Below are 24,412 nucleotides of genomic sequence, written 5' to 3' on the forward strand. Positions count from 1 at the left end.
GTGGGTCAAAAAGTACATCCAATAGGACTACGAGTTGGTATTATTCGTGACTGGGAATCAAAATGGTTCGCTGAGAAAGACTATGCTACTCTTTTACACGAAGATATCAAAGTTCGTAAACATATCGAATCTACATTAAAAGATGCATCTGTATCTAAAGTAGAAATCGAGCGCGCTGCAAATCGCGTAAACATTACAATTCACACTGCGAAGCCAGGTATGGTAATCGGTAAAGGCGGTACGGAAGTTGAAAACTTACGTAAATACTTAAGCGATGTAACTGGTAAACGCGTTCACATTAATATCGTAGAAATTAAACGTGCTGATCTTGATGCTCGCTTAGTAGCAGAAAACATCGCTCGTCAACTTGAGAACCGCGTATCATTCCGTCGTGCTCAAAAACAAGCAATCCAACGCACAATTCGCGCTGGTGCAAAAGGTATTAAAACACAAGTATCTGGTCGTTTGGGTGGCGCTGATATCGCGCGTGCTGAACACTATAGCGAAGGAACTGTTCCACTTCACACATTACGTGCTGACATCGATTATGCACACGCTGAAGCTGATACAACTTACGGTAAATTAGGCGTTAAAGTTTGGATCTACCGTGGTGAAGTCCTTCCTACTAAAAAGAACTCTGTGGAAGGAGGCAAATAATAATGTTATTACCAAAACGCGTAAAATATCGTCGTGAACACCGTGGTAACATGCGTGGCGAAGCGAAAGGCGGTAAAGAAGTAACATTTGGTGAGTGGGGCTTACAAGCTACTACAGCATCATGGATTACAAACCGTCAAATCGAATCTGCCCGTATTGCAATGACACGTTACATGAAACGTGGCGGTAAAGTTTGGATTAAAATCTTCCCGCACAAACCTTATACGAAAAAGCCTCTAGAAGTCCGCATGGGTTCTGGTAAAGGTTCTCCTGAAGGTTGGGTAGCAGTAGTAAAACCAGGAAAAATTATGTTTGAAATTGCTGGTGTATCTGAAGAGATCGCACGTGAAGCACTTCGTTTAGCATCACATAAGCTTCCTGTTAAATGTAAGATCGTAAAACGTCAAGAAACTGGTGGTGAATCTAATGAAAGCTAATGAAATCCGTGACCTTGCCACTTCTGAAATCGAATTAAAAGTGAAATCACTGAAAGAAGAGCTTTTCAACCTTCGCTTCCAATTGGCGACTGGTCAATTAGAAAACACAGCTCGCATCCGCGAAGTTCGTAAAGCGATTGCGCGCATGAAAACTGTGATTCGTGAAAGAGAAATCAGTGCACAATAATACGAATAAAGGAGGTTTTCTGGCATGACTGAGCGTAACCAACGCAAAGTTTACACAGGCCGTGTTGTTTCTGACAAAATGGACAAAACTGTTACTGTTTTAGTTGAAACATACAAAAAGCACAAGCTTTACGGTAAACGTGTAAAGTATTCTAAAAAGTTTAAGGCTCATGATGAGCAAAACACTGCGAAAATCGGTGATATCGTACGTATCATGGAAACTCGCCCGCTATCAGCTACTAAACATTTCCGTCTAGTGGAAGTTGTAGAAAAAGCGGTTATTATCTAATAACTATTTCGGAAAATATAAAGTTCCGAAGGGAGGTAACCTAAGTGATCCAACAAGAAAGTCGTATGAAAGTTGCTGACAACTCAGGTGCACGTGAAGTTTTAACTATTAAAGTACTTGGTGGTTCTGGACGTAAAACTGCTAACATCGGCGATATCGTCGTATGTACAGTTAAGAAAGCAACACCAGGTGGCGTTGTCAAGAAAGGTGACGTTGTTAAGGCTGTTATCGTTCGCACAAAATCTGGCGTTCGTCGTAAAGATGGTACTTACATTAAATTTGATGAAAATGCTTGCGTTATTATCAGAGATGATAAGTCACCACGCGGAACTCGTATTTTCGGACCTGTTGCACGTGAATTACGTGACAGCAACTTCATGAAAATCGTTTCTCTAGCTCCAGAAGTTCTTTAATTTTCATGACAGTACCAATCAAGGAGGTGCGACACACAATGCATGTAAAAAAGGGCGACAAAGTAAAAGTTATTACTGGTAAAGATAAAGGCAAAGAAGGCGTTATCTTAGCTGCTTTCCCAAAACAAGACCGCGTTCTTGTTGAAGGCGTTAATATCGTTAAAAAGCATATCAAACCTAACCAGTTAAACCCACAAGGTGGTATTGTATCTCAAGAAGCTGCAATCCACGTATCGAACGTAATGCTAATCGATCCTAAATCTGGCGAGCCGACTCGTGTAGGTTATAAAATCGAAAACGGTAAAAAAGTTCGTGTTGCAAAAAAATCAGGTGTAGTAATCGACTAATAAGTAAAACGAGAAAGGAGGTACGAACATGAGCCGCCTAAAAGAAAAATTTGTAAATGAAGTTTCACCTGCTCTAGTGAGCAAGTTTGAATATAAATCAGTAATGCAAGTGCCGAAAGTGGAGAAAATCGTTATTAACATGGGTGTTGGTGACGCTGTACAAAACTCTAAAGCATTAGACGCTGCTGTAGAAGAATTAGCAACTATCACTGGTCAAAAACCAGTTGTAACAAAAGCGAAAAAATCGATTGCAGGTTTCCGTTTACGTGAAGGTATGCCTATCGGTGCTAAAGTTACATTACGCGGTGAGCGTATGTATGAATTCTTGGATAAATTAATCTCTATCGCATTACCACGTGTACGTGACTTCCGCGGTGTTTCTAAAAAAGCATTTGACGGACGCGGTAACTACACTTTAGGTGTGAAAGAACAATTAATTTTCCCAGAAATCGATTACGATAAAGTTTCGAAAGTACGCGGTATGGACATCGTGATCGTAACGACTGCGAATTCTGATGAAGAAGCTCGCGAGTTATTGACACAATTCGGTATGCCGTTCCAGAAGTAATCAAATAAGGAGGGCGAAAACGTGGCTAAAAAATCAATGATCATTAAACAACAACGTAAGCAAAAGTTTAAAGTACAAGAATATACACGTTGTGAACGCTGTGGCCGTCCACACTCTGTATATCGTAAATTTAAGCTTTGCCGTATTTGTTTCCGTGAACTTGCATATAAGGGACAAATTCCTGGCGTTAAAAAAGCCAGCTGGTAATCCCCTAATTTTGGGAAGGAGGTAAATTTTCATGACAATGACTGATCCGATTGCAGATATGCTTACTCGTATTCGTAACGCGAACATGGTTCGTCACGAGAAATTAGAAGTTCCTGCTTCTAACTTAAAGAAAGACATCGCTGAAATTTTAAAGCGTGAAGGTTTCGTACGTGACGTAGAGTATGTCGAAGACAACAAGCAAGGAATCATCCGTATCTTCTTAAAATACGGTAAAGATAACGAACGTGTAATCACTGGTTTAAAACGTATTTCTAAACCTGGTCTACGCGTATACGCTAAAACTAACGAAGTGCCTAAAGTATTAAACGGTCTTGGTATCGCTTTAGTATCAACTTCACAAGGTTTATTAACTGATAAAGAAGCTCGCGCTAAACAAGTTGGCGGAGAAATCTTAGCATACGTTTGGTAATTAGTAACAAAAGAATGGAGGTGCAACTTAATGTCTCGCGTAGGTAAAAAACTTATCGAGGTACCTGCTGGTGTAACAGTTGAAGTCGCTGCTGACAACACTGTTACAGTAAAAGGACCAAAAGGCGAACTAGTTCGTCAATTCAATCAAGATATGAAAATCGAGCAAGAAGGCAACATCATTACTGTTGTTCGCCCTTCTGAATCAAAAGAACACCGCACAATTCACGGTACAACTCGTGCTTTGTTAGCTAACATGGTAACTGGTGTTTCTGAAGGTTTCTCTCGCTCTCTAGAACTTATCGGGGTAGGTTACCGTGCTCAATTGCAAGGTAGCAAACTTGTACTTAACGTAGGTTACTCTCATCCAGTAGAGTTTACACCTGAACAAGGTTTAGAAATTGAAGTTCCTTCAAACACGAAAATCATCGTTAAAGGTATTAATAAAGAGCGTGTTGGTGCATTAGCATCTAACATCCGTGATGTTCGTCCTCCAGAGCCATATAAAGGCAAAGGAATTCGTTATGAAGGCGAATACGTTCGTCGTAAAGAAGGTAAAACAGGTAAATAATGCGAAATAAAGCATTAGAAAGGAGTGACCTCTGTGATTACGAAACAAGATAAAAATCAAGTTCGTAAAAAACGTCATGCACGTGTACGTTCAAAAATTACGGGTACTGCTGAGCGTCCACGCTTAAACGTATTCCGTTCGAACAAGAACATTTACGCACAATTAATTGATGACGTAGCTGGTGTAACTTTAGTATCTGCTAATACACAAGAAAAAGCTTTCGAGGGTAGCGGATCTAACGTTGAAGCAGCTGCTAAAATCGGTGAAACAATCGCAAAACGCGCTGCGGAAAAAAATATTACTACAATTGTATTTGACCGTGGTGGTTACTTATATCATGGACGTGTAAAAGCTTTAGCTGAAGCTGCACGTGAAAACGGCTTAGAATTTTAATAAGAAGGAGGGACATACTTCATGAGTCGCATTGACGCAAACAAATTAGAACAACTTGAAGAACGCGTAGTTACAATTAACCGCGTAGCGAAAGTTGTTAAAGGTGGACGTCGCTTCCGCTTCACAGCATTAGTTGTTGTTGGAGACAAGAACGGCCATGTAGGATTCGGTACTGGTAAAGCTCAAGAGGTGCCAGACGCTATCCGTAAAGCTGTTGAAGACGCGAAGAAAAACTTAATCGAAGTACCACGCGTAGGTGGAACTACTCCACACTTAGTGCAAGGTCGCTTCGGTGCAGGTAAAGTGTTAATTAAACCTGCTGCTCCAGGTACAGGGGTTATCGCTGGTGGTCCAGTACGTGCTGTATTAGAGTTAGCTGGTATTACTGATATTCTTTCAAAATCTCTAGGTTCAAACACACCAATTAACATGGTGCGTGCAACTATTGCAGGTTTAACTGAATTAAAACAAGCTGAGGACGTTGCAAAACTTCGCGGTAAATCAGTGGAAGAATTATTAGGATAAGGGGGGAATTATAATGGCTAAATTACAAATTACCCTTTCTAAATCTGTGATTGGTACAAAACCAGCACAACGTAAAACTATTGAGGCTCTTGGCTTACGTAAAACTAACCAAACTGTTGAACACGCTGATAACGCTGCTGTTCGCGGTATGCTTACAAAAGTAGCTCACTTAGTTACTGTAAAAGAAATTTAATTTCATATCATTGAACAAGGAGGTGCCACTCATAATGAAACTTCATGAGTTGAAACCAGCAGAAGGATCACGTAAAGTACGTAACCGAGTTGGTCGTGGTATCGGTTCTGGTAACGGTAAAACTGCAGGTAAAGGTCATAAAGGTCAAAACGCACGTTCTGGCGGCGGCGTTCGCCCAGGCTTTGAGGGTGGTCAAAACCCACTATTCCGTCGTTTACCTAAACGAGGCTTTACAAATATTAACCGTAAAGAATACGCTATCGTTAACCTTGATGCATTAAACCGTTTCGAAGACGGCGCAGAAGTAACTGCTGCATTGTTATTAGAAACTGGTATTGTGAGTAATGAAAAAGCTGGTATTAAAGTTTTAGGCAATGGAACTTTAACGAAAAAGCTTACAGTAAAAGCTCATAAATTCTCTGCTTCTGCGAAAGCAGCAATCGAGAATGCTGGCGGAACAACTGAGGTGATTTAATGTTTCAGACGATCTCTAACTTTATGCGCGTTCGAGATATACGAAATAAAATCATCTTCACATTATTAATGCTAATCGTCTTTCGTATTGGTACATTTATTCCTGTACCAAACGTGGACGCTCAAGTATTGAAAGCTGCTGATGAGTTTAATATTATCGGCTTCTTAAATACTTTCGGTGGTGGTGCATTGGCAAACTTCTCTATCTTTGCGATGGGGATTATGCCATACATTACTGCTTCAATCATTGTGCAGTTATTGCAAATGGACGTTGTTCCTAAATTTGCAGAATGGGCAAAACAAGGTGAAGTTGGTCGACGTAAGTTAGCACAATTTACAAGATATTTTACAATCGTTTTAGCACTTATCCAATCATTTGCTATGTCATTTGGTTTTAATCAGATGTACGGTGGCTCATTGATTACGGATACGAGTATCGGTTCGTATTTAACAATTGCAATTGTGTTAACAACAGGTACTGCTTTCCTACTTTGGTTGTCTGAGCAAATTACAGCAAACGGTGTAGGTAATGGTATTTCCATTATTATCTTTGCTGGTATCGTAGCAGCAATTCCAACTGCAGTTAACCAAGTTTATGCACAGCAAATCCAAGGTGCAGGTGACCAACTATTCATTCGAATTGTAATCCTTGCATTACTAGTATTAGTATTACTTGCTGTTATTGTTGGAGTAATTTATGTCAACCAAGCGTTGCGTAAAATTCCAATTCAATACGCAAAACGAGTAACTGGTCGAGCACAGCAAACAGGTGGTCAACAAACGCACTTACCGTTAAAAGTAAATGCGGCAGGGGTTATTCCGGTAATCTTTGCGATGGCATTCATCGTTACACCACAAACGTTGGCGACGTTCTTCGGTGAAAATAGCGTAACAACATTTATTACTAATATGTTCGATTATAAGCAGGCAACTGGTTTAATCGGATTAACACTTTATATCGCTTTAATTGTTGCCTTCACATACTTCTATGCATTCGTTCAAGTGAATCCAGAAAATGTGGCAGACAACTTAAAGAAACAAGGTGCATACATTCCGGGTATTCGTCCAGGTAATGATACACAGGCTTATTTAACAAAAGTTCTTTATCGTTTAACTTTCGTTGGCGCTATCTTCTTATGTGTTATCTCTGTTATGCCGATTTTATTTACTACATTTATGAACTTACCTGCTTCTGCTCAAATTGGCGGAACAAGTATGATTATCGTAGTTGGTGTAGCACTTGAAACAATGAAGCAATTAGAAGCTCAACTAGTAAAACGTCATTATAAAGGCTTTATGAAATAACGTTGGTTTTAGGGAACGATTTCGTTTCCTTAACCAGCTAGACACAGTAGCTTTATAGGGGGAAACTTCGTATGAATATCGTTTTAATGGGCCTGCCAGGTGCTGGTAAAGGTACACAGGCAGACAAAATTGTTGAGAAGTACGCAATCCCTCATATTTCTACAGGCGATATGTTCCGTGCAGCGATAAAAGACGGTACTGAGCTTGGCTTACAAGCTAAATCGTTTATGGATCAAGGTGCATTAGTACCTGATGAAGTAACAATTGGTATCGTTCGTGAAAGATTATCACAAGCTGACTGTGAAAAAGGTTTTTTATTAGATGGATTCCCACGTACAGTTCCTCAAGCAGAGGCGCTAGATGGCATTCTTGAAAATCTAGGTCGAGCTATCGAACATACGATTAATATCCAAGTTGATAAAGACGAATTAGTAGCACGTTTAAGCGGACGTCGCATTTGTAAAGTTTGTGGCGCTTCTTATCACTTAATTTTCAATCCTCCTAAGGAAGAAGGGAAATGTGATAAAGACGGTGGCGAGCTTTATACACGTGCTGACGATAATCCAGAAACGGTTACAAATCGTTTGGAAGTAAATATGAATCAAGCGCAGCCTTTACTTGACTTTTACCAAGCTAAAGGTGTTTTAACGAATATTGATGGACAGCAAGATATTGCTAAAGTATTTGCTGATCTTGATGCTCTATTACAGAGCGGCCGCAGCTGATACCCGACCCAGGCGCAAGTGAACTGCTTTCGCGGGAGGCATGCGGAGGCAACAACGAAACATAATTTTTGAGAGTTGCAAAAGCATATTGTACCCAATTAATACGGAAGAGGGGAGCACGGTTTGTGTAATGATCCACTTATTGTATAAAGGGTTTCGTGGAAGCATCTGTGTAACGGGTATGAATCTCTCATCCAAGACATTCCGGCTATCGTGTTAACATAAGGGATACAGCTTTCTTACCGGAATCTGTTTATTCCATGGATTGTGTGAAGCGAAACCAGACGAGCGTCTTTCGAACATCTCTCATACAATCCAAGCATATGTTGAGACGAGTTGCTTCTAAATAACGGAAGAAAACAGTTATAATGGTTATCTGTATGATAATCAGAAATTGCATATAGAAGGGAGACGAGAGTGAATGGCGAAAGATGATGTAATTGAAGTCGAAGGGACAGTTGTTGAGACTTTGCCAAACGCGATGTTTAAGGTAGAATTAGAAAATGGGCATGTAGTGCTTGCACATGTTTCTGGAAAGATTCGTATGCACTTTATCCGCATTCTACCGGGAGATAAGGTTACTATTGAGTTATCTCCATATGATTTAACTCGCGGTCGTATCACATACCGTTTTAAATAATCTTTTGCACTCCGGACTATTAAGGAGGTTAGGTTAGATGAAAGTGAGACCATCTGTGAAACCGATCTGCGAAAAGTGTAAAGTAATTCGCCGACGCGGTAAAGTAATGGTAATCTGTGAAAATCCTAAACACAAACAAAAACAAGGATAATTAATAAGGAGGTGCACACGTAAATGGCACGTATTGCTGGTGTTGATATTCCTCGCGACAAACGCGTTGTAATTTCATTAACTTACATTTTCGGTATTGGTAAAACAACTTCACAAAAAGTATTAGCAGCTGCAGGTATTGATGAAAATATCCGCGTTCGCGACTTAACTGAAGATCAATTAAACCAAATCCGTGAACAATTAGACACTTATAAAGTGGAAGGTGACTTACGTCGCGAAGTTTCACTTAATATTAAACGTCTGATGGAAATCGGTTGTAACCGTGGTATCCGTCACCGTCGTGGTTTACCTGTTCGTGGTCAAAATACGAAGAACAACGCACGTACGCGTAAAGGTCCTCGTAAAACTGTAGCGAATAAGAAAAAATAATTAAGTAAAGGAGGTTCCTTCTTAACATGGCTCGTAAACAACAAACTCGTAAACGTCGTGTGAAAAAGAATATTGAATCTGGTATTGCACACATTCGTTCTACATTTAACAATACAATCGTAACGATTACAGATATGCAAGGTAACGCTGTATCTTGGTCAAGCGCTGGTGCTCTTGGTTTCCGTGGTTCACGTAAATCTACACCATTTGCTGCTCAAATGGCTGCTGAAACAGCTGCAAAAGCATCCCTTGAACATGGTCTAAAAACGTTGGAAGTAACTGTTAAAGGTCCTGGTGCTGGTCGTGAAGCTGCTATTCGTGCACTTCAAGCTGCTGGTTTAGATGTAACTGCTATTAAAGACGTTACTCCAGTTCCACATAACGGTTGCCGTCCGCCAAAACGTCGTCGCGTGTAGTGGGTGCAGCTTAAAGATTTTATATCTTTAAGTACATCATTTCTTTGTGCAAATGTCTTGTGCAACTTATTAGTAAAGTCAATCAAGAATAACAACTATGATGGTATGAACCTATACATTGATGTTTTGAAGGAGGGTAAATTGAATGATCGAAATTGAAAAACCAAAGATTGAGACAGTGGAGATCAGCGAAGATGCCAAATATGGCAAGTTTGTTGTAGAACCGCTAGAGCGCGGATATGGAAACACTTTGGGAAATTCTTTACGTCGTATCCTTCTGTCTTCATTACCAGGAGCTGCTGTAACGTCAATTCAAATTGACGGCGTATTACACGAATTCTCTACTGTAGAAGGCGTTGTAGAAGATGTTGCTTCAATTATCTTAAACGTGAAAAAGTTAGCTTTAAAAATCTACTCTGACGAAGAAAAAGTCATTGAGATTGATGTAAAAGGTGATGGAACGGTTACTGCTGCTGACATTACACATGACAGCGACGTTGAAATTTTAAATCCAGATCTATATATTGCAACAATCGCGAAAAACGGTCATTTACGTATGCGTATGTATGCGCAACGTGGTCGTGGCTATACTCCTGCTGATCAAAACAAACGTGAGGATCTTCCTATCGGCGTGATCCCGATCGACTCTATTTACACTCCAGTTTCACGCGTCAATTTCCAAGTGGAAAACACTCGTGTTGGACAAAACTCTGATTACGATAAGTTATCACTTGATGTATGGACAGATGGAAGTATCGGTCCGAAAGAGGCGATTTCGCTTGGAGCGAAAATTTTAACAGAGCATTTAAACATTTTCGTAGGCATGACAAATGAAGCGCAAACTGCTGAAATCATGGTAGAAAAAGAAGAAGACCAAAAAGAAAAGGTTTTAGAGATGACTATCGAAGAGCTAGATCTTTCTGTTCGTTCTTACAACTGTTTAAAACGCGCAGGTATCAATACGGTGCTTGAATTAGCGAATAAATCAGAAGATGACATGATGAAAGTGCGTAACCTTGGTCGCAAGTCTTTAGAAGAAGTTAAAGCGAAGTTAGAAGAGCTTGGTTTAGGATTACGTAAAGAAGACTAAGCGAATTTGAAATAGATATTTTTTAAAGGAGGGAAACATCCATGGGTTACAGAAAACTTGGTCGTACAAGTTCTCAACGTAAAGCGATGTTACGTGACTTAGCTACTGACTTAATCATCAACGAGCGCATCGAAACAACTGAAGCTCGCGCGAAGGAAGTTCGTAAAGCTGTTGAAAAAATGATTACTTTAGGTAAACGCGGTGATTTACATGCTCGTCGTCAAGCGGCTGCATTTATCCGTCGTGAGTTAGTAACAAAAACTGACGAAGAAGGTAACGAAACAACTTCATTCGCACTACAAAAATTGTTCGATGATGTTGCACCACGTTACGCAGAGCGTCAAGGTGGTTACACTCGTATCCTTAAAGTAGGTCCTCGTCGTGGAGACGGCGCACCTGTAGTTGTGATTGAACTAGTTTAATCCATTAACGACAGTTGATTTTGAGGGGGTGCCTAGTTCACCTATGAACAATGGCACTCCCTTTCTTTAAATAGTAAAGATTTATACGACAAATAATTAAGCAGAGCGTTACGATGAGCGAAACTTCATGTTGGCGTCTCGTCTAGCTCTCCGCACCTCATTCAATCAGAGTACGGAAATGAGCAGCCGTATTCTCCTTAATGTAGTGATAAGCGCATTTCTCTGAATGAGGTGCGCGCTTTTTTATTTTGAAATAGCTTGATATTCCTATATTACTAGAGAATGAGCTAAACGATTACCCAGGAAATAAACTTGCAAGTTACATACATAAACATAAAGTACGTTTAGGCAATTATTGCTTTACAACGTGCTTTATTTTTATATATGTATATGTGGAAATTGTTTAGAAAACAGTGTAATTTTAATAGTGGAGCAGAGAAAGGAAGGGGCAGCTGAGTTATGACAGAAATTTTATCTTTTCACAATGTGACATTTTCTTATACACCCGAAGATGAAGCAGCACGTAAAGCAGTGCAAAATGTTTCATTTAGCGTGCAACAAGGAGAATGGATTGCAATCGTTGGCCATAATGGTTCAGGTAAATCAACAATGGCAAAGCTCATGAACGGTTTATTATTCCCAGCTGAAGGTGAAGTACGTGTATTGCGTGATCCTTTAACAGAGGAAAACCTGTGGGATATACGGTCACAAGTTGGGATGGTGTTCCAAAACCCTGACAATCAATTTGTTGGTGCAACAGTGCAGGACGATGTTGCATTTTCATTAGAAAACAATGGTGTAGCATATGAAGAAATGGTTACACGTGTAAAGGATGCATTAAAGCAAGTAAAAATGGATCAGTTTTTAAACCATGAACCACATCATTTATCTGGAGGGCAGAAGCAACGTGTAGCCATTGCAGGCGCATTAGCGATATACCCGAAAGTTTTAATATTAGATGAAGCTACATCCATGTTAGACCCACAAGGGCGCGATGAAGTGTTAGGTACAGTACAAGCGTTACGTGAAAAAATTGGATTAACAGTTATTTCGATTACACATGATTTAGAAGAAGCAATGCTAGCAGACCGTATTATTTTTATGAATGATGGCAAAAAATATGCAGAAGGTACACCGAATGAGATTTTTGCGCTAGGTGAAGAATTAATTGCATTTGGCTTAGATTTACCTTTTGCAATGAAAATGACAAAGCTCTTACAGCAGCAAGGTGTTAAGCTAGTAGGGCAACATATGACAGAAGAAGAGCTGGTGAATGATTTATGGACATCAAACTTCAACAAGTAAGCTATGCTTATGGGAAAGATACGCCATTTGAAAAATATGCGCTATATGATGTGGATTTAGTGATTCCTCATCAATCGTATCAAGCAATTATCGGACATACGGGCTCGGGGAAATCAACTATCTTACAGCACTTTAATGGGCTATTAAAGCCTTCTACAGGTGAAGTCCATATCGGCGATCGCATAATTGAAGCAGGAAAGAAAGCTAAGGAGCTAAAGCCTGTACGTCAAAAAGTAGGTATCGTTTTTCAATTTCCAGAGCATCAATTATTTGAAGAAACAGTATTAAAGGATATTATGTTTGGACCAATGAATTTTGGGGTTTCTGCGGAAGAGGCAGAGCGTCGAGCACGTGAACTGATTGCACTTGTAGGTTTACCAGAGGAAGTGCTAGAAAAATCACCCTTTGATTTATCAGGAGGGCAAATGCGCAGGGTAGCAATTGCGGGTGTTTTGGCAATGCAGCCAGAGGTCATCGTATTAGATGAACCAACAGCAGGCTTAGACCCACGTGGTCAAAAGGAAATTATGGACATGTTCTATCAATTGCATCAAACACAAGGGCTAACAACGATTCTTGTGACACATAGCATGGAGGATGCAGCACGCTACGCTGATCGCATTGCGATTATGCATGAAGGTCGCTGTGTAGTGATAGGAGAGCCTAGAGCTATTTTTGCAGATGTGGAAACGTTAACGAAATATCGACTCGAACCACCACGAATTGTTCGCTTCCAGCAGCGCGTGGAGAAATTGATAGGTGAGACATTGCCGAAAGTGTGTTTAACAGAGGAAGAGCTAGCGATTGAATTAGCACAGGCTGTCAAGAAGGGGCGTGACCAAAAATGATGGAGAAAATGATTTTTGGTCGCTACATTCCAGGCAATTCATTTGTACATAAGCTAGACCCACGAGCGAAGCTTATTTTTGTTTTTGCTTTTATCGTTGTTGTCTTCTTAGCAAATAATGTTGTCACGTATGCGGCACTTCTTACATTCACACTGTTTATTATATTAATATCTCGCATTCGCCTATATTTTTTGATTAATGGTTTAAAGCCAATTATCTTTTTAATGATCTTTACATTTTTATTGCATACGTTGTTTACGCGTGAAGGTGCAGTCGTTTTAGATTTAGGCTTCTTAAAAATTTATGAACAGGGCTTGAGACAAGGTATTTTTATTTCGATTCGCTTTTTAGTGCTCGTATTTATGACATCGATTTTAACATTAACAACATCGCCAATTTCGATTACAGATGGTCTTGAAGTATTGCTTAATCCATTAAAGAAAATTAAAGTGCCTGTGCATGAATTAGCATTAATGATGTCAATTTCACTGCGCTTTATTCCAACATTAATGGATGAAACGGATAAAATTATGAAAGCACAAATGGCACGTGGCTCTGATTTAAGCGCAGGGCCAATCAAGGATCGCTTAAAGGCAGTTGTTCCATTATTAGTGCCACTTTTCGTCAGTGCCTTTAAACGTGCTGAAGATTTAGCGACAGCGATGGAAGTGCGTGGCTATCGTGGTGGAGAAGGTAGAACGCGCTATCGTCAATTAAAGTGGGATTATCGTGATACGATTTGTGTTATCTCACTCATCATGTTGACAGCTGTGCTCGTATTTTATCGAAACTAGAGGTGACGCATGAGATTAAAAGCAACAATTAGCTATGATGGTACACAATTTTCTGGCTATCAAGTACAGCCTGGTGAGCGAACAGTGCAACTAGAGCTAGAAAAGGTATTAATGAAAATGCACAAAGGTGAGCGTGTGCATGTCACTGCGAGTGGTCGTACAGATGCACGTGTGCATGCAACTGGGCAAGTAATTCATTTTGATACATCGTTAGCAATTCCCACTGATAGTTATCAAAAGGCGTTAAATGTCCAGCTACCAAGCGATATTCGCGTTTTAGCTGTAGAGCAAGTAGCACAGGATTTCCATGCTCGCTATAGCGTAACAGGTAAACGTTATCGCTATATTTGGGATTGTAGTAAAGTACAAAGTCCATTTCGACGCTTTTATACAGTAGAAACGAGAGGCATCAAACCGAATATTGAAGCGATGTATGAAGCGGCACAACTGATTGTTGGCACACATGATTTCACGTGTTTTTGTGCAGCTAATACGAGTGTTGTTGATAAAGTGCGTACAGTTCATTCATTAGAATTAGAATGGATTGGTGATGAGCTACATATGACAATTGCAGGCAATGGCTTTTTATATAATATGGTGCGTATTATTGCAGGTACGCTATGGGAGGTTGGCATTGGTCGTCGTGAAGCTCGAACAGTAGCGGAGGCAATTGAAGCGCAGGATCGCAGTAAGGCAGGAAAAACTGCACCTGCCCATGGACTTTATTTGGAGGAAGTGTTTTATTAGATTACAAATATTATTGGTAAGGCAATAAACTAGTCCGCCAAAACGGCATTATTTCAAGCTTTTCCTGCAATATTCATGCTTTAACAACATCTCCAGGTGTTCAATAAAAATTCTTGACTTATAGTGCAATTCGTTATATGATGATGTATGGTATTTTCATTACCACCACAAATAAGCCCCGAAACTTATAGTGTATAATAATGAAAAATAACGGTAATCGAATTAATTAGGAGGATATATACATGCGTACAACATTCATGGCTAAAGGTCACGAAGTAGAACGTAAATGGTTAGTAGTTGACGCAGAAGGCCAAACTCTTGGACGTTTAGCTTCTGAAGTAGCTGCCATTTTACGTGGTAAACATAAACCAACTTTCACACCAAACGTTGACACAGGTGATCACGTAATCATCATCAACGCTGACAAAATCGAATTAACAGGTAACAAATTAGAGGGTAAAATCTATTACCGTCACACTCAATTCGCTGGTGGTTTAAAACAACGCACAGCTGGCGAAATGAAAGAAAAATACCCAACTCAAATGATCGAGTTAGCGGTTAAAGGGATGCTTCCTAAAAACTCTTTAGGTCGTAAAATGTTCGGCAAACTTAATGTTTATGCTGGCGCAGAGCACCCACATGCAGCACAAAAACCAGAAGCATACGAGCTTCGTGGATAATATACTACATTAATAGGAGGATACAATCTTGGCACAAGTTCAATACATCGGCACAGGTCGCCGTAAAAGCTCAGTAGCTCGCGTACGTTTAGTACCAGGCGAAGGCACAATCGTAATCAACAACCGTGATGTTGCTGATTACCTACCATACGAAACTTTACTTTTAATCATCAACCAACCACTTGAAGCAACTGAAACAAAAGGTAGCTACGACGTTCACGTAAATGTAAACGGTGGTGGTTTCACAGGTCAAGCTGGTGCAATCCGTCACGGTATCGCACGCGCTTTATTACAAGTTGACCCAGATTTCCGTCCAGCACTTAAATCTGCAGGTTTATTAACTCGTGATGCACGTATGAAAGAGCGTAAAAAACCAGGTTTACGCGGCGCTCGTCGTTCACCACAGTTCTCGAAGCGTTAATATCGTTGTTATATCAGCGTTTTCAAAACCTCTCTCGGTTGTCGAGAGAGGTTTTTTATTATCATTTCTATTGATAAAGTAGAGTTGTATTTATTTTTTAATAAATGTCGTTTTTGGTAGTATGCTTTTCAGTGTCAAGGTATTATTGGAATGTGAAACTATATTTGTTACTAAAAAAAGATTGGGGGATTTAAATGGAAAAGTATTATTGGGATACACAACTGGAATACCTCAAATATTCTGATATGAATCAACAAAATAAACAAAAATTCTTTCACTCACTCAAGGAAGATGGAGTAGGTGGAGAGCCTGTTAATAAAGAGCTATTTATTGAAAGCTTGCAAAAACGAGGAATCACAATTAAGGAAGCGCATGAACAATTTGAGGCTGAGCTACTGTTTTCACAGGTCTTTAACATCGACTCCTCTTTCATATATGCACCTAGTATGAAAATTACTTTTGGAGAGATTAAAAAATAGATATCCTCTATAGCCTTAAAAAGCCTTTAGAAATCTGCTTTCCAAAGGCTTTTTCTAGAAGAAATTTAATATAACCTATTTAGATAAAAATTCAGGCTTTTGTTGCTCATGCTTATCAAGAATAATTTGCTCTGGCTGGATGCCTTGCTCACGCAGCACTTCAATGTTCTGCACAAGGAATTCATCGCTACCAACAACATAAAATAGTCCATCTTTGTCCGAAGCAAGATTTTTCACAGCTTCATAGTAGTCTTTACGATTATCGACAAATTGTGCTGTGAAATTTTTATCGGGTGCAGATTCAAAAATAGTAGTGAATAAGAAATCCTTTGATGAATCAATGTTTAAAGAATGCATTTGCTTAACGTTGTCAGCGCGTTTGAAATAATCAAGCACAAGCGGTCTGAAAGTTGCTAGACCGACACCTGATGATAACAAGTAAATATTTTTATCTTCTCTTTTCAGTGGTACATTTGAATGTGTTTTAAAGATGGCTACCTCATTGCCAATTTCAAGATTTCTTAAAATTGTTTTAAACTCAGAGCACTTCTCTCGGATACGTGTTGTAATACCGATTGAATTTTCATGCGGTAAAGTAGAAATAGACATATGGCGGATTAAGCTACGATTCGGTTTATCTCCCTCATTAAAGCCCTTTAGTGCAAAATGAGTGTGAGAGCCTTCTTCCCATGTAAAGCCTTCTGGAAGGTCAAGCATGTATGTTTTAACCTCAGGTGTTTCCTCAACAATTTTATTTATTTTAGTCCAATAGATTTGCATTTTATCTTCTCCCTACTCCGTTGTATGTAATTCATTATACTATAAGTGATAATGTTTCTCAATTAACTAGAGTGATTATTTTAAAAAAACATTTGACAATTAATTTCTATACGGTATGATGAATTTGAAATTAAAATATAATTCTTTTTCTACTAGGGGTGCCAAATGATGGCTGAGAATTACTCTTAGAACCTGATCTCGTTAGGACGAGCGGAGGGAAGTAGATGGGAAATGAACTTGTTGTATATAACATTTCATTTAAAAAACACACCCCTTCTATGCGTTCCTTTTAGAAAAAGAACAATTAGGAGGGTTTTTTATGAAATTTACTGATGAATTACGTTTAGCAACAAAGGATAGCTGGGAAAAAAGCTTGCATCACCCATTTGTCCAAGGAATTGTGAAAGGGGATTTACCTTTTGACATCTTTAAAAATTACATTTTGCAAGATATTTATTATTTAAACCATTATGCAAAAGTACATGCATTGGCAGCAGCACAGGCGGATGACTTTGCCATTACTTCATTGCTTGCCGAAACAGCGAGCAGGACGGCACAGGCTGAGCTAGGGGTGCATGAACAGCATGCAAAAATTTTAAATATTACAGATGAGGATATGGACAACTTTAAACCAGCACCGACTGCTTATGGCTATACATCGCATTTATATCGTTCAACAATGCACGGCAATTTAGCATACGTGATTTCCGCGATGCTACCGTGCTACTGGCTATATGCGGATATTGGAAAGACGTATGAGCATGCAAATCCAGAGCCTGAAATTTATCGCAACTGGCTTGCGACATATGCAAGTGATTGGTTCCAAGAGGCAACGCAAGGACAAATTGATTTATTAAACTCACTTGTTGAGGATATGAGCGAAAAGGAAAAAGAGAAAGTGAAAGAGCAATTTATTATCGCGAAGGAATATGAGCTAGCATTTTGGGAAATGTCTTATACATTTGAAAAATGGTTATCACAACGTGATGAGAAAGTGAAGCTATAACAGGAGGATATATTGATGAAAGCAATGATAAGATGTTTTTCATTTTTGGCGCTGCTCCTTCTTTTAGTCGGATGTCAGTCACAGGAAAGTGAAGGGAAGGAAAAGGTTCAGCTCTTCTTAGATTGGACACCAAATACGAATCATACAGGAATTTATGTAGCGAAGGAAAAAGGCTTCTTTGAGGAAGAGGGGCTAGATGTTGAAATCATGCTGCCAGGTGAGGTAAGCACAGAACAAATAATTGGCTCTGGAAAAGGGCAATTCGGAATTAGCTTCCAAAGTCAGGTGACACAAGCACGCTCAGAAAATCTCCCTATAGTTTCAATTGCAGCGATTATACAGAAAGATACGAGCGGCTACTATACGCCAAAATCGAAGGGGATTGAAACACCAAAAGATTTTGAAGGGCGTGTTTATGGTGCATATGGCTCTGAGCTAGAAAAGGCTTCTCTCCAAGCTGTGATGAATAAAGAAGGTGGAGATGCTTCAAAAATAAATATGGTGCAAGTCGGCAATACAGATTATTTTATTGCGATGGAGCGAGATATTGATTTTGTCAGTATTTTTTATGCATGGACAGGTATCGAAGGGGAGCTTCGTGGAGCGGATATGAATTTTATTCAGCCAGCTGATTTTGCGCCAGAGCTAGACACATATTCACCGCTTATCATTACAAGCGATGATATGATTGAAAACGATCCTGAAACAGTGCAAGCATTCATTAATGCAGTGTATAAAGGCTATGAATTTGCGATTAACAATCCAGAAGAGGCTGCAGATATTTTAATTGAAGCAGAGCCTGACTTAAATCCTGAGCTTGTGCAACGCAGTCAGGAATGGCTATCTCCACGCTATAAAGAAGGAGCAGAGGCTTGGGGTGTACAAGAGGCAAGCCGCTGGGAACGCTATGCGAACTTCATGATAGAAAACAAAATAATTGAGAGTGTAGACATTCAAAAAGCATTTAATAATGAATTTATTGAGAAGGCTATGAAGTGATGAAAATTAAAAGTATATGGAAGCCAGCTCTTGCACTTTTAATTGCAATTGCGCTGTGGGAAGCGGCAACAAAAGTATGGCAAATTGAAGTATGGCTATTGCCATCACCTTCTACGATTGCGAAGGAAATGATTATCGTTTTCCCAGCCTTTTTACCACATATGCTGGCGACAATTAAGCTTGTTTTAGTTGGTTTCTCATCAGCTATTGTGATAGGGATTATCGTTGCAACATTGCTACATATTTTCCCGACAGCACGGGAAATTGTCATGCCATTTCTCGTTATTTCTCAAAATATCCCAACAATCGTACTAGCGCCGCTTTTTATGATTTGGTTTGGTTTAGGGGATTTTCCAAAATACTTAATTATTGCAATGACAGCCTTTTTCCCAATTGCGATTGCTACGCTTGATGGATTTAATCAAACAAATCGTGAGTGCCTGCACTATATGCAAATGATGGGGGCAACGAAAAAGCAAACATTTTTTAAATTGCAATTGCCTGATGCGATACCGAGTATTTTTTCAGGTATCAAAATTGCTGCAACTTATAGTGTAATGACGGCAGTTGTCGCAGAATGGTTAGGGGCACAAAAGGGAATCGGTGTTTTTATGACATTATCCGCATCGTCGTACAGAACGTCTCGTGTTTTCGTTGCGATTGTCATTACCATTATTTTAAGCTTAGCCTTTTTCGGTCTATTTTTAGCGCTTGAAAAATGGTTTACACGCTGGAAACGAAATGAGGGAGCACAATGACTTTACACATCCAACAGCTGCACCATTCATTTGGTGAGAAAAAGGTACTTTCCGATATTTCCTTTACAGTAGAGGATGGACAATTTGTTTCGATATTAGGACCTTCTGGTAGCGGGAAAAGCACGTTATTTCATTTAATTGGTGGTATTTTAAAGCCTGAGAGCGGAAAAATATTGTTAAATAACCGAGAAATTACGAATGAAAGCGGGCATATGAGTTATATGCCGCAAAGCCCCTCGCTTTTTCCTTGGCGGACAGTTTTACAAAATGCAATGCTTGGCAGTGAGTTAGCAGGGGTGGCTGATGAAGCAAAGACGATTGAATTATTGCAAAAAGCAAATTTAGGCGAGATGATGGAGGCTTATCCAAGCCAATTGTCAGGAGGGATGAAGCAACGAGTAGCATTTGTGCGAGCATTGCTCAGCCCACAGCCACTCCTCTGTTTAGACGAGCCATTTTCTGCACTTGATTCTTTTACTAAAAAAGAAATGCAGCAATGGCTGTTGAAAACATGGGAAGATTATGACAAATCCATTTTATTCATTACACATGATATTGAAGAAGCGCTCTTCTTATCAGACCAAGTGATTATATTATCAACAAATCCGGCGACGGTAAAGGCTTCTATAAAAATACCTTTCCAACGTCCACGTGATGAACAGTTATTTTTAAGTGAAGAGTTTTTACATTGGAAGCGAAAAATAGTTGAAGCACTTCAAGAATAAAGAATGGCTATCGAGGGAACTCGGTAGCTTTTTTTAGTATATTTAGTAAAAGTATTTCTTTCTCTTACACAATTATTAGTTTATTCTGAATATAAATCCAGTCAAAGGGGTAGTGATGATGGAATTAGGAAAAGTCTATTTAACGGTTGTGTATGAACGTTTTAAAGCTTTGAAGGGTTTAGGAGATAAGGCGATGGCTAGATTATCCGTGGAGGAGCTTCATTGGACAATCCATGAGTCCTCCAATAGTGTCGCAATATTAATTCGCCACATGAGTGGAAATATGATTTCAAGGTGGACTGATTTTTTGACAAGTGATGGAGAAAAGCCTAACCGAAATCGGGATGCAGAATTTATAGATTCGATAGCTACGAAGGAAGAATTATTGGCTATATGGGAAAACGGGTGGGACACATTATTTCATACCCTCGAACAGCTTTCCGCTGAACAATTGCTATCAACAGTATATATTCGCGGAGAAGCACATACGGTAATGGAAGCAATTGAACGGCAGGTGGCTCATTACGCAATGCATGTAGGACAAATTCTTTTTATTGGCAAGCAAATTAAACAAGACGAATGGGAAAGTTTAAGCATTCCAAAAGGACAATCAAGCACATATAACGAAACGATGTTTAATAAATAGAGGAGCGAGTGCGATGAATGAGCTCACATTAGAGATTGCCAATGCAGCAAGAAAAGCCTTTCAAAGTCTTTTTGCCAATGGCGAATCCTACTATTATTGTACACTGTTCACAACAGGGGAAGGTCATGAACCTTATATATCGGCTTGGTCGTGGGAAGCATTAGAGCGTGAAGCTGAAAACCCAACAACTTGGTCATTTCAGCAAGGGCAATCTAATAGGAGCACAGCTGAAAGGAAAGCATTAATTAAATGGTCTTATGCCGATTCACCATATTATTGTGTAGGTGAGGAGCATTTTCAGCATCTGAAGGCACTTTTCCAAGCACGTCCATTTGATGAAGAGGAGTGGCACTTGCGTATTGAGGCCATGGTATTAGCGATGGAAATGCTTGATCAAGAAGGATTATTTACACTAAATCAAGCAAGGGAATCTGTTTGTATTGTAGTAGAGGTCATGCCACCAGACGAAATGAATACGCAAATTGCTAAACGTTTGAACAAAGCAGATTCTTCAGCATTGCAAGCTTGGCTAATAGAAGCTGCTGAATAATTGTCTATAGTTTTCATTCGCTTATTTCACGATATGTCCAGTAAAATAAATAGTAAGTGAAATTATGAAGCAGAAGGTGAAACGATGAATACAAATATCCAAATCAACAAACTAAAAGCGATGGCAGATGAACTGAAAAGATTTATGCTTATTTATAAATTTGCATTGGATGAAATGAACACAAAAATTAGCATTTTAAAAGAAGAGTTTCAAATGATTCATGACTACAATCCAATTGAGCATACCTCTTCACGCTTAAAATCACCTGAAAGTATTTTAGGCAAAATAATGAGGAAAAATATGAAGCCATCCTTGACGGCAATTAAAGAGAATATGCGAGATATCGCTGGTATTCGTATTACATGCTCCTTTAGATCGGATATTTATCGCATTAAAGAGCTGCTGTGTAATCAACAGGATATTGAGCTAGTGGAATGTAAAGATTATATAGAAAGCCCTAAGAACAATGGCTATCAAAGCCTGCATCTAATTGTGAAAGTACCTGTCTTTATGTCAGATCGAGTAGAGAAGGTATATGTTGAAATTCAAATTCGAACAATTGCTATGGATTTTTGGGCTAGCTTAGAGCATAAAATTTATTATAAATATGATAATGCAGTGCCGGAAAGGCTGACAGCAGAATTAAAAGAGGCGGCCTTAGCTGCTACTGAATTAGATCGGAAAATGGAAGCACTCCATCAAGAGGTGAGAGAGTTAAAATCTGATGATGCAACAAAATTAACGAAGCTTCATTTGGAAAAAGAACAATTTACGATTCCGATGCAGCTAATTGAAATGATTGGTGAGGGAGCTCATACAGAAGAAGAGCCTGAAACTAAATAATAATTGTAAGGAGCTAACTGACAAGGGATTATCTTTTCAGCCAGCTCCTTTTCAACGCATATGCACGTCCACTTTTGCGTATAGTAAGACAAAGGTGGTGTGCATATGAAGCGTTGGTTAGCGCTAATTGTTATTATGTTTAGCTGTATGATGATTGTCGTTTATGAAACAAGTGCCTCCGATAAACGCTTTTTTTTACCTGAGCCACTAGGTGGGGTGAAAATCGTGCTTGATGCGGGGCATGGTGGAATTGATGGCGGTGCTTCTAAAGGAGAAGTAATTGAAAAAGATATTACGCTCGCTATTACAGAAAAAGTTGCTCGTCAATTGAAGCGATTAGGTGCTGAAGTCGTTATGACGCGTACTACAGACGAGGATGTGTTGGCAGAGCATGCACCGAATGAGAAATTTTCGACATTGCGAGAACGTAAAAAACAAGATATTTTTTTACGTGAATCAATTGTTCAAAAGCAGCAGCCTGATTTATTTATTACCATTCATGCGAACGCGATTCCAAACAGCAAATGGCGCGGTGCACAAGTTTTTTATCATAAGGAGGGCGATGCACGAAGCGAGCTTTTAGCAAAAACAATTCAAGATTCGATTCGTGAGCATTTGCAAAATACAGACCGTGAAGCATTGTCAATTAAGGAAGTATACTTATTAAAAAAGACACAGGTACCAGCAGTTTTAGTAGAAACGGGCTTCTTAAGTAATGATGAGGAAAGAGCGTTATTAGCGGATGCAGGCTATCAAGAAAAGATGGCTTTAGCAATTGCGCGCGGTATTGAGAACTATTACTTCATGGAACTCCAATAGCTATACTACAACGATAGGTATGTTATACTACTAAATGGATATAAAAATAGAGGAGTGTTTTACGAAATGAACGAACAACAAGTCAAAGAATTGTTGGGACAACTACAAGATCCTTTTTTACATAAAACATTAGCGGAAACGAACGGTATTGTAAACGTAAGTATTAAAGAAGAAAAAGGGCACGTAAGTGTAAAAATCGCCATTGCGAAAACAAATACACCTGAACAAATGACACTTCAAATGAAAATTGTTGAAGTATTGAAGGAAAATGGTGCGCAATCTGTAGGCATTCGCTTTGAGGAGTTATCTGCAGAAGCTTTAGAAGCATTTCGTGGGCAAGCAACAGAGTCAGAAGCACAAGATATTTTATCACCTTTATCATCTGTGCAATTTATTTCAATTGCCTCTGGTAAAGGGGGCGTAGGTAAATCAACAGTATCCGTTAACATGGCTGTTGCATTATCACGTCTTGGCAAAAAGGTTGGCTTAATTGATGCTGATATTTATGGCTTTAGTGTACCCGATATGATGGGCATAAGCGAAATGCCTGTTGTGAAGGACAACCGCATTTACCCTGTAGAGCGCTTAGGTGTAAAGGTGATTTCAATGGGCTTCTTTGTTGAAAATAATGCACCAATTGTGTGGCGTGGGCCAATGCTTGGTAAAGTATTAGATCAATTTTTCCGTGATGTAGAATGGGGAGATATTGATTATTTATTATTAGATTTACCACCAGGTACAGGGGATGTAGCTTTAGACATTCATCAAATGCTTCCATCTTCAAAAGAGATCGTTGTCACAACACCACATCCAACAGCAGCATTTGTAGCAGCAAGAGCGGGTGCGATGGCACTTCAAACAAACCACGATATTTTAGGTGTTATTGAAAATATGGCATGGTATGAATCGAAATCAGGTGAGAAGGAGTATGTCTTCGGTCGTGGCGGGGGTCCGAAATTAGCGGATGAGCTACGTACACAGTTACTAGGTCAGATTCCATTAGGACAGCCTGACTGGACAGGGGATGATTTCGCTCCATCCATCTATGCAGAAGACCATGCGACAGGGCAAATTTATTTAGCAATTGCTCGTCAAATTGTCGAGAAATTACAAAAGTAATAATAACTAAACATTGTCTACAAAGCGGTGTAACACCCCATTTGTAGACAATGTTTTTTATCATGA

Annotated in this window: 39 protein-coding genes and 1 riboswitch; of the genes, 38 read left to right on the forward strand and 1 reads right to left on the reverse strand. The window is 39.4% G+C overall.

The features are described 5' to 3' along the window. The 29 genes from rpsC (at window position 1) to R6U77_RS05995 (ending at window position 16,101) form a co-directional block, all read left to right on the forward strand. On the forward strand, window positions 1-657 hold the full coding sequence (gene rpsC / locus R6U77_RS05850; RefSeq protein ID WP_293924141.1) for a 30S ribosomal protein S3: 657 nt from the start codon (window positions 1-3) through the stop codon (window positions 655-657). 2 nt (window positions 658-659) lie between these two features. Continuing rightward, a complete protein-coding gene (gene rplP / locus R6U77_RS05855; RefSeq protein ID WP_042478640.1) occupies window positions 660-1,094 on the forward strand; it encodes a 50S ribosomal protein L16 in 435 nt (144 codons plus the stop codon). After that, the gene (rpmC, locus tag R6U77_RS05860) at window positions 1,084-1,281 is read left to right on the forward strand and encodes a 50S ribosomal protein L29 (RefSeq protein WP_042478642.1); all 198 of its coding nucleotides are present in this window, start codon (window positions 1,084-1,086) and stop codon (window positions 1,279-1,281) included. Before rplP ends, rpmC begins: the two co-directional genes overlap by 11 nt. 24 nt (window positions 1,282-1,305) lie before the next feature. Next, the gene (gene rpsQ / locus R6U77_RS05865) at window positions 1,306-1,569 is read left to right on the forward strand and encodes a 30S ribosomal protein S17 (RefSeq protein ID WP_066168887.1); all 264 of its coding nucleotides are present in this window, start codon (window positions 1,306-1,308) and stop codon (window positions 1,567-1,569) included. 44 nt (window positions 1,570-1,613) lie between these two features. Then, a complete protein-coding gene (gene rplN / locus R6U77_RS05870) occupies window positions 1,614-1,982 on the forward strand; it encodes a 50S ribosomal protein L14 (RefSeq protein WP_004233650.1) in 369 nt (122 codons plus the stop codon). 38 nt (window positions 1,983-2,020) lie between these two features. Further along, complete coding sequence (rplX, locus tag R6U77_RS05875) at window positions 2,021-2,329, forward strand: 50S ribosomal protein L24 (protein ID WP_042478647.1); 309 nt, start codon at window positions 2,021-2,023, stop codon at window positions 2,327-2,329. A 28-nt stretch (window positions 2,330-2,357) separates the two neighbouring features. Next, the gene (gene rplE, locus R6U77_RS05880) at window positions 2,358-2,897 is read left to right on the forward strand and encodes a 50S ribosomal protein L5 (RefSeq protein ID WP_042478649.1); all 540 of its coding nucleotides are present in this window, start codon (window positions 2,358-2,360) and stop codon (window positions 2,895-2,897) included. A gap of 21 nt (window positions 2,898-2,918) precedes the next feature. Continuing rightward, complete coding sequence (locus tag R6U77_RS05885) at window positions 2,919-3,104, forward strand: type Z 30S ribosomal protein S14 (RefSeq protein ID WP_036183114.1); 186 nt, start codon at window positions 2,919-2,921, stop codon at window positions 3,102-3,104. 31 nt (window positions 3,105-3,135) lie between these two features. After that, window positions 3,136-3,534 (forward strand): 30S ribosomal protein S8, encoded by a 399-nt coding sequence (gene rpsH / locus R6U77_RS05890; RefSeq protein WP_293924216.1) that lies wholly within the window; start codon window positions 3,136-3,138, stop codon window positions 3,532-3,534. A 30-nt stretch (window positions 3,535-3,564) separates the two neighbouring features. Next, window positions 3,565-4,104 (forward strand): 50S ribosomal protein L6, encoded by a 540-nt coding sequence (gene rplF / locus R6U77_RS05895; RefSeq protein WP_293924219.1) that lies wholly within the window; start codon window positions 3,565-3,567, stop codon window positions 4,102-4,104. A 33-nt stretch (window positions 4,105-4,137) separates the two neighbouring features. Continuing rightward, window positions 4,138-4,497 (forward strand): 50S ribosomal protein L18, encoded by a 360-nt coding sequence (rplR, locus tag R6U77_RS05900; RefSeq protein ID WP_293924221.1) that lies wholly within the window; start codon window positions 4,138-4,140, stop codon window positions 4,495-4,497. Window positions 4,498-4,518: 21 nt separating this feature from the next. After that, window positions 4,519-5,022 carry a 30S ribosomal protein S5 gene (gene rpsE, locus R6U77_RS05905; RefSeq protein WP_107839043.1) on the forward strand — a complete coding sequence of 168 codons (504 nt, stop codon included), beginning with the start codon at window positions 4,519-4,521 and terminating at the stop codon, window positions 5,020-5,022. 10 nt (window positions 5,023-5,032) lie between these two features. Then, entirely contained in the window at window positions 5,033-5,215 is a 183-nt protein-coding gene (gene rpmD / locus R6U77_RS05910; protein ID WP_193768921.1) for a 50S ribosomal protein L30, read from the forward strand. Between the two features lie 34 nt (window positions 5,216-5,249). Further along, on the forward strand, window positions 5,250-5,690 hold the full coding sequence (gene rplO, locus R6U77_RS05915) for a 50S ribosomal protein L15 (RefSeq protein WP_293924225.1): 441 nt from the start codon (window positions 5,250-5,252) through the stop codon (window positions 5,688-5,690). Beyond that, window positions 5,690-6,994 carry a preprotein translocase subunit SecY gene (gene secY / locus R6U77_RS05920; protein ID WP_293924227.1) on the forward strand — a complete coding sequence of 435 codons (1,305 nt, stop codon included), beginning with the start codon at window positions 5,690-5,692 and terminating at the stop codon, window positions 6,992-6,994. Before rplO ends, secY begins: the two co-directional genes overlap by 1 nt. 71 nt (window positions 6,995-7,065) lie before the next feature. Continuing rightward, window positions 7,066-7,719, forward strand: a complete 654-nt coding sequence (locus tag R6U77_RS05925; protein WP_293924229.1) for an adenylate kinase — start codon at window positions 7,066-7,068, stop codon at window positions 7,717-7,719. Between the two features lie 421 nt (window positions 7,720-8,140). After that, the gene (gene infA, locus R6U77_RS05935; protein ID WP_042478660.1) at window positions 8,141-8,359 is read left to right on the forward strand and encodes a translation initiation factor IF-1; all 219 of its coding nucleotides are present in this window, start codon (window positions 8,141-8,143) and stop codon (window positions 8,357-8,359) included. A gap of 37 nt (window positions 8,360-8,396) precedes the next feature. Continuing rightward, on the forward strand, window positions 8,397-8,510 hold the full coding sequence (rpmJ, locus tag R6U77_RS05940; protein ID WP_000868344.1) for a 50S ribosomal protein L36: 114 nt from the start codon (window positions 8,397-8,399) through the stop codon (window positions 8,508-8,510). Between the two features lie 23 nt (window positions 8,511-8,533). Continuing rightward, window positions 8,534-8,899 (forward strand): 30S ribosomal protein S13, encoded by a 366-nt coding sequence (gene rpsM / locus R6U77_RS05945; RefSeq protein ID WP_107839038.1) that lies wholly within the window; start codon window positions 8,534-8,536, stop codon window positions 8,897-8,899. Window positions 8,900-8,925: 26 nt separating this feature from the next. After that, window positions 8,926-9,315: a 30S ribosomal protein S11 gene (rpsK, locus tag R6U77_RS05950; protein WP_053482801.1), complete on the forward strand. Its 390-nt coding sequence runs from the start codon at window positions 8,926-8,928 to the stop codon at window positions 9,313-9,315. A gap of 145 nt (window positions 9,316-9,460) precedes the next feature. Further along, complete coding sequence (locus R6U77_RS05955; protein ID WP_042478667.1) at window positions 9,461-10,405, forward strand: DNA-directed RNA polymerase subunit alpha; 945 nt, start codon at window positions 9,461-9,463, stop codon at window positions 10,403-10,405. Window positions 10,406-10,446: 41 nt separating this feature from the next. Then, entirely contained in the window at window positions 10,447-10,827 is a 381-nt protein-coding gene (rplQ, locus tag R6U77_RS05960) for a 50S ribosomal protein L17 (protein WP_042478668.1), read from the forward strand. 459 nt (window positions 10,828-11,286) lie between these two features. Further along, a complete protein-coding gene (locus tag R6U77_RS05965; protein WP_319837781.1) occupies window positions 11,287-12,132 on the forward strand; it encodes an energy-coupling factor ABC transporter ATP-binding protein in 846 nt (281 codons plus the stop codon). Further along, complete coding sequence (locus R6U77_RS05970; protein WP_319837782.1) at window positions 12,108-12,980, forward strand: energy-coupling factor ABC transporter ATP-binding protein; 873 nt, start codon at window positions 12,108-12,110, stop codon at window positions 12,978-12,980. The genes R6U77_RS05965 and R6U77_RS05970 overlap by 25 nt, the downstream gene beginning before the upstream one ends. Further along, window positions 12,977-13,774: an energy-coupling factor transporter transmembrane component T family protein gene (locus tag R6U77_RS05975; protein WP_319837783.1), complete on the forward strand. Its 798-nt coding sequence runs from the start codon at window positions 12,977-12,979 to the stop codon at window positions 13,772-13,774. Before R6U77_RS05970 ends, R6U77_RS05975 begins: the two co-directional genes overlap by 4 nt. A 9-nt stretch (window positions 13,775-13,783) precedes the next feature. Beyond that, entirely contained in the window at window positions 13,784-14,521 is a 738-nt protein-coding gene (gene truA / locus R6U77_RS05980) for a tRNA pseudouridine(38-40) synthase TruA (protein ID WP_319837784.1), read from the forward strand. 242 nt (window positions 14,522-14,763) lie between these two features. Beyond that, window positions 14,764-15,201 carry a 50S ribosomal protein L13 gene (gene rplM, locus R6U77_RS05985; protein ID WP_319837785.1) on the forward strand — a complete coding sequence of 146 codons (438 nt, stop codon included), beginning with the start codon at window positions 14,764-14,766 and terminating at the stop codon, window positions 15,199-15,201. A gap of 28 nt (window positions 15,202-15,229) precedes the next feature. Next, window positions 15,230-15,622, forward strand: coding sequence for a 30S ribosomal protein S9 (rpsI, locus tag R6U77_RS05990; RefSeq protein WP_319837786.1), 393 nt, complete (start codon window positions 15,230-15,232; stop codon window positions 15,620-15,622). A 194-nt stretch (window positions 15,623-15,816) separates the two neighbouring features. After that, on the forward strand, window positions 15,817-16,101 hold the full coding sequence (locus R6U77_RS05995; protein WP_319837787.1) for a hypothetical protein: 285 nt from the start codon (window positions 15,817-15,819) through the stop codon (window positions 16,099-16,101). 75 nt (window positions 16,102-16,176) lie between these two features. Here R6U77_RS05995 and R6U77_RS06000 read toward each other — a convergent pair whose 3' ends face one another. Continuing rightward, window positions 16,177-16,881: a dihydropteridine reductase gene (locus tag R6U77_RS06000; protein WP_319837788.1), complete on the reverse strand. Its 705-nt coding sequence runs from the start codon at window positions 16,879-16,881 to the stop codon at window positions 16,177-16,179. A gap of 144 nt (window positions 16,882-17,025) precedes the next feature. After that, window positions 17,026-17,117: riboswitch (TPP riboswitch) on the forward strand. A gap of 83 nt (window positions 17,118-17,200) precedes the next feature. Between R6U77_RS06000 and tenA the strand changes: the two genes are divergently transcribed. The 9 genes from tenA to R6U77_RS06045 all read left to right on the forward strand — a co-directional run bounded on the left by tenA (window position 17,201) and on the right by R6U77_RS06045 (window position 24,346). Continuing rightward, a complete protein-coding gene (tenA, locus tag R6U77_RS06005; RefSeq protein ID WP_319837789.1) occupies window positions 17,201-17,887 on the forward strand; it encodes a thiaminase II in 687 nt (228 codons plus the stop codon). 15 nt (window positions 17,888-17,902) lie between these two features. Next, on the forward strand, window positions 17,903-18,886 hold the full coding sequence (locus R6U77_RS06010) for an ABC transporter substrate-binding protein (protein ID WP_319837790.1): 984 nt from the start codon (window positions 17,903-17,905) through the stop codon (window positions 18,884-18,886). Further along, window positions 18,886-19,644, forward strand: coding sequence for an ABC transporter permease (locus R6U77_RS06015; protein ID WP_293929758.1), 759 nt, complete (start codon window positions 18,886-18,888; stop codon window positions 19,642-19,644). Before R6U77_RS06010 ends, R6U77_RS06015 begins: the two co-directional genes overlap by 1 nt. Then, the gene (locus tag R6U77_RS06020) at window positions 19,641-20,369 is read left to right on the forward strand and encodes an ABC transporter ATP-binding protein (protein WP_319837791.1); all 729 of its coding nucleotides are present in this window, start codon (window positions 19,641-19,643) and stop codon (window positions 20,367-20,369) included. Before R6U77_RS06015 ends, R6U77_RS06020 begins: the two co-directional genes overlap by 4 nt. 118 nt (window positions 20,370-20,487) lie before the next feature. Next, on the forward strand, window positions 20,488-21,015 hold the full coding sequence (locus R6U77_RS06025; RefSeq protein WP_319837792.1) for a DUF1572 family protein: 528 nt from the start codon (window positions 20,488-20,490) through the stop codon (window positions 21,013-21,015). Window positions 21,016-21,028: 13 nt separating this feature from the next. Beyond that, window positions 21,029-21,565 carry a DUF4303 domain-containing protein gene (locus R6U77_RS06030; RefSeq protein ID WP_293929751.1) on the forward strand — a complete coding sequence of 179 codons (537 nt, stop codon included), beginning with the start codon at window positions 21,029-21,031 and terminating at the stop codon, window positions 21,563-21,565. 84 nt (window positions 21,566-21,649) lie between these two features. Next, window positions 21,650-22,408, forward strand: coding sequence for a GTP pyrophosphokinase (locus R6U77_RS06035; RefSeq protein ID WP_406601080.1), 759 nt, complete (start codon window positions 21,650-21,652; stop codon window positions 22,406-22,408). Window positions 22,409-22,513: 105 nt separating this feature from the next. Then, a complete protein-coding gene (locus R6U77_RS06040) occupies window positions 22,514-23,227 on the forward strand; it encodes an N-acetylmuramoyl-L-alanine amidase (protein ID WP_293929749.1) in 714 nt (237 codons plus the stop codon). Between the two features lie 66 nt (window positions 23,228-23,293). After that, a complete protein-coding gene (locus R6U77_RS06045; RefSeq protein WP_293929748.1) occupies window positions 23,294-24,346 on the forward strand; it encodes an Mrp/NBP35 family ATP-binding protein in 1,053 nt (350 codons plus the stop codon). Window positions 24,347-24,412 lie beyond the last annotated feature (66 nt).

It is taken from the genome of Lysinibacillus louembei (assembly GCF_033880585.1).
Taxonomy (GTDB): domain Bacteria; phylum Bacillota; class Bacilli; order Bacillales_A; family Planococcaceae; genus Metasolibacillus; species Metasolibacillus louembei.